At 40.1% G+C, this 3,317-nt stretch carries 3 protein-coding genes; all 3 read right to left on the reverse strand.

All coding sequences use genetic code 11. The features are described from left to right. The coding region (locus tag VB077_RS15710; RefSeq protein WP_323416203.1) for a FecR family protein at positions 1–1,056 on the reverse strand (1,056 nt) is incomplete at its 3' end. A gap of 210 nt (positions 1,057–1,266) precedes the next feature. Continuing rightward, the gene (locus VB077_RS15715; RefSeq protein ID WP_323416204.1) at positions 1,267–1,881 is read right to left on the reverse strand and encodes a sigma-70 family RNA polymerase sigma factor; all 615 of its coding nucleotides are present in this window, start codon (positions 1,879–1,881) and stop codon (positions 1,267–1,269) included. A gap of 250 nt (positions 1,882–2,131) precedes the next feature. Further along, positions 2,132–3,317, reverse strand: a 1,186-nt coding sequence (locus VB077_RS15720; protein ID WP_323416205.1) for a carbon starvation protein A, incomplete at its 5' end; no start/stop codon positions are given.

Below are 3,317 nucleotides of genomic sequence, written 5' to 3' on the forward strand. Positions count from 1 at the left end.
TAATTTGCCGGTAATTTTTTTGTCGGCTAATTCTGCTACTCCATCAAAAGATATGTTGTAGTATCTCCCAATTTTCTTCAACATTTCCGAAGTGGGTGTGGCATCAAAAATAAGAATTCCGTCTATCCAACCGGTATAATGAGAAACATCGACAACTTTTTTTGTTAAATTATCGTTTTTCATTATGACCATTTCATTCGGAGTCATCGGAACTAAACTTTTATGGGGAGCATTGATGTTTATACTACCGTTTACGAGTACCACAGTATGTTCACTATCATCTTTATAGGTCGAAACATTGAAGCGGGTGCCCTGTACATTGATAGCAAATTTCGGGGTATGCACAATAAAAGGTTGTTGTTCTGACTTAGCCACATGAATAAATATTTCACCTTCGACAGTAATTTCTCTCGTTTTTTCATTGAATACCGACGGGAAGAATAATTTAGTCCCTGAATTGATCCAGATTTCGGAACCGTCAGCCAAAACAATGGAAGAGCGTTTTCCGTTGGGAACATTCAGGATATTTGTTTGGGACGCACCTACCTCTATATATTTTATTGTGTTCGTGCTGTCGGTGTATGATAGTCGCCCGTCAGCTAATCTTATTACTGCATGTTGGTTTAAGGTGGTGATGTTTTCATCGGTTATCAAAGTTATATGTTCATCGGGTAAAGTTGATCCTATTATCCTTTCATTAAGTGCGGCGCTTGTATCCTTGTTGAATATAAAGAGTGTACTGGTGATGAGTAGTAACGCAATAACCGCTGCGGCATAAAGCGAATAAATTACATTCCGTCTTTGTTTGTTTTTGCGATGGATAGAAATACTTTGTAAAATACGCTGATATAGAAAGTCGGTATCGGAGAAAATTTTCTCATTAATCCGGATATTGTCGCATATAACGATAGCTTTATTGAATTCTTCTTCAAGTTCCGGATTCTCTTTTATAAATGTAAGCCAGTACTTTTCTGATTCTTCTTCGCGTAAAAGCCTCCACTGCACAAAATTTTTGTTTTCTAAAAAAGAGGAGTATGTAGATATATTATCTTTCATTTTCTTTCAATTATAAAAATAAGGCCGTATTTTCATACATGGCAAAAGTGATTTTGCGTCAGGCAAACCCAAATTTCACCGGCAATAATGACTATAGACAATTAATTTTTCTTTTTGTAGTCAAAAAAAGTAAAATTTAACATTTGAGGTGATCTGTATTGCACAGAAAAATAAAGCAGCGATATCGTGTATGGATAATAACTGTTTGTTTCAGAGATTGTAAGATATCAAAAGTACGAATAACAATACCGTAAAGGATTCATTGTCTCCATTTAGGGCTTTATTCCTTAAGTTCTCGATTCCTCGTGAGACAAGCCGTCTGGTCGAATTGGCATTCATGTTCAGCAATAACGCAATCTCTTCATAATCCATCTCTTGCATATACCTCAGATAAATAGCTTCTCGCTGTCGAGGGGTAAGTTCTTTTAACAGTTCCTCCACGAGGTTTTTGAGTTTTTGGTTTTCCTCTTCATTAATAATGGTATCGAGAATGGTTATTTCTGTAGTGAAGGTGTTTTTTTCAAACATAAAATCGGAGGATAATCTATTCTGTCGTTTTTGAATGTTAAATAAATGATTCCTGAAGCTTCTAAACAAATAAGATGTTGGATTTTTTACAGAAGAGAGTCTTTTTTTTTCGGTAAAGATATTAAAGAATACATCATGAGCGGCATCCCTGCAAGTCTCCTCGGAAAATCCCAAACTTATACCGTATGAGAGCAGATCGTTTATATACAAATTGTATATGTCAGAAAATGCTTCATAATTGTCCTGGCCTTCTACAAATTTTTGCCAGAAATTACCAACTGCATATTTTCCTTTCATGATTCTAAAGCAAAATTACATTTTTTTATATTACCAATCAAGGAGAAGAAAGAGGAGGCAGTTTCCTATTTTTAAGTTTAGATAACCGTCAGACAATATTTGTAAATAGAAGTTACGATACGCTATTATATAAAACACCCCAACCAGCAATTCAAAGCTGGTTGGGGGTGTTGAAAAACAAGAATAAGTTTATTGAGATTAGTTAAAAAAGAAAGATTAATAAACAGATTCCATTTGAATAGGACATTTTTTAAAGGTGTTGTTTTATTTTTGTAAATTTTCTTGTATAAAATAGAAAGGTCGAAAACACGAGGGCTGTGACAGCGAATCCTGTAGCGTATGAGACAGGTTTTGAAAGGGCAAGCCCTTCGGGGGCAAGCATGATGTATGTTGTCACCACGGCTGTCATGAACAGGGCCGGGAGCAGGGTTATCCAATACGGTTTTCTTTTCTGGAATAGGTATACGGTGATGGTCCAGAGAACAACCGTGGCTAACGTCTGGTTAGACCAGGCAAAATATCGCCAGACCACGTCGAAGTTTATTTTAGTAAGCAAGAAGCCCACTGCGAAGAGAGGAATCGTAATTATCAGCCTGTTCCTTATCGGTTTTTGATTGAACCTCAGCAGGTCGCCAACGGTGAGTCTTGCGCTCCTGAAAGCGGTGTCGCCTGAAGTGATCGGAGCCGCCACCACCCCCAGTATGGCCAGTATGGCCCCAAATTTTCCCAGCAGGGAGTTGGAGATTTCATTCACCACCCATGCGGCGTTCCCCTTTTGTGCCACCATCACCTCGCCCAGCTCCCGGATGCCGCCGAAGAAGCTCATGCTGATTGCAGCCCAGATGAGAGCGACAATCCCTTCGATAACCATTGCCCCGTAGAAAACCTTCCTGCCCTCCTTTTCATTTTTCATACAGCGTGCCATCAGGGGTGACTGTGTGGCATGGAAACCGGAGATGGCACCGCAGGCAATGGTTATGAACAGCATGGGGAAGATGGGAAACTTTTCCTTGTCGTAATGAAAGTTCCGCCAATTTTCGGAGGTCAGCTCCGGGATGGCATACCCTTTAATTATCAGGGCGATAATCAGGCTTGCAGCCATAAACAGCAAGGCAAATCCAAAGACCGGATAAATCTTTCCGATGATCTTGTCAATGGGTAGCAGGGTTGCCAAAATATAATAGAAAAAGATCACCCAGACCCAAAATCTAAAATCCAAAGTGGCTGGTGTCAGGTTGGCGAGGATACCGGCAGGGCCTGATATGAAGACTACCCCCACGAGCACCAGGAGCACAATGGTGAAGATTCTCATTAACTGCTTTGTTATATTCCCCAGATAGATGCCGATGACTTCAGTTATGCTCAGCCCGTTGTGCCTGACAGAGAGCATTCCCGAGAAATAGTCGTGCACGGCTCCCGCAAACACGGTTCCCAGG

It is taken from the genome of Desulfitobacterium sp. (assembly GCF_034927245.1).
In the GTDB taxonomy this organism is placed as follows: domain Bacteria; phylum Bacillota; class Desulfitobacteriia; order Desulfitobacteriales; family Desulfitobacteriaceae; genus Desulfitobacterium_A.

Excerpts from the sequence above, each read along its gene's own strand:
- VB077_RS15715 (WP_323416204.1), bottom strand. The coding sequence starts at position 1,881 with ATGAAAGGAAAATATGCAGTTGGTAATTTCTGGCAAAAATTTGTAGAA.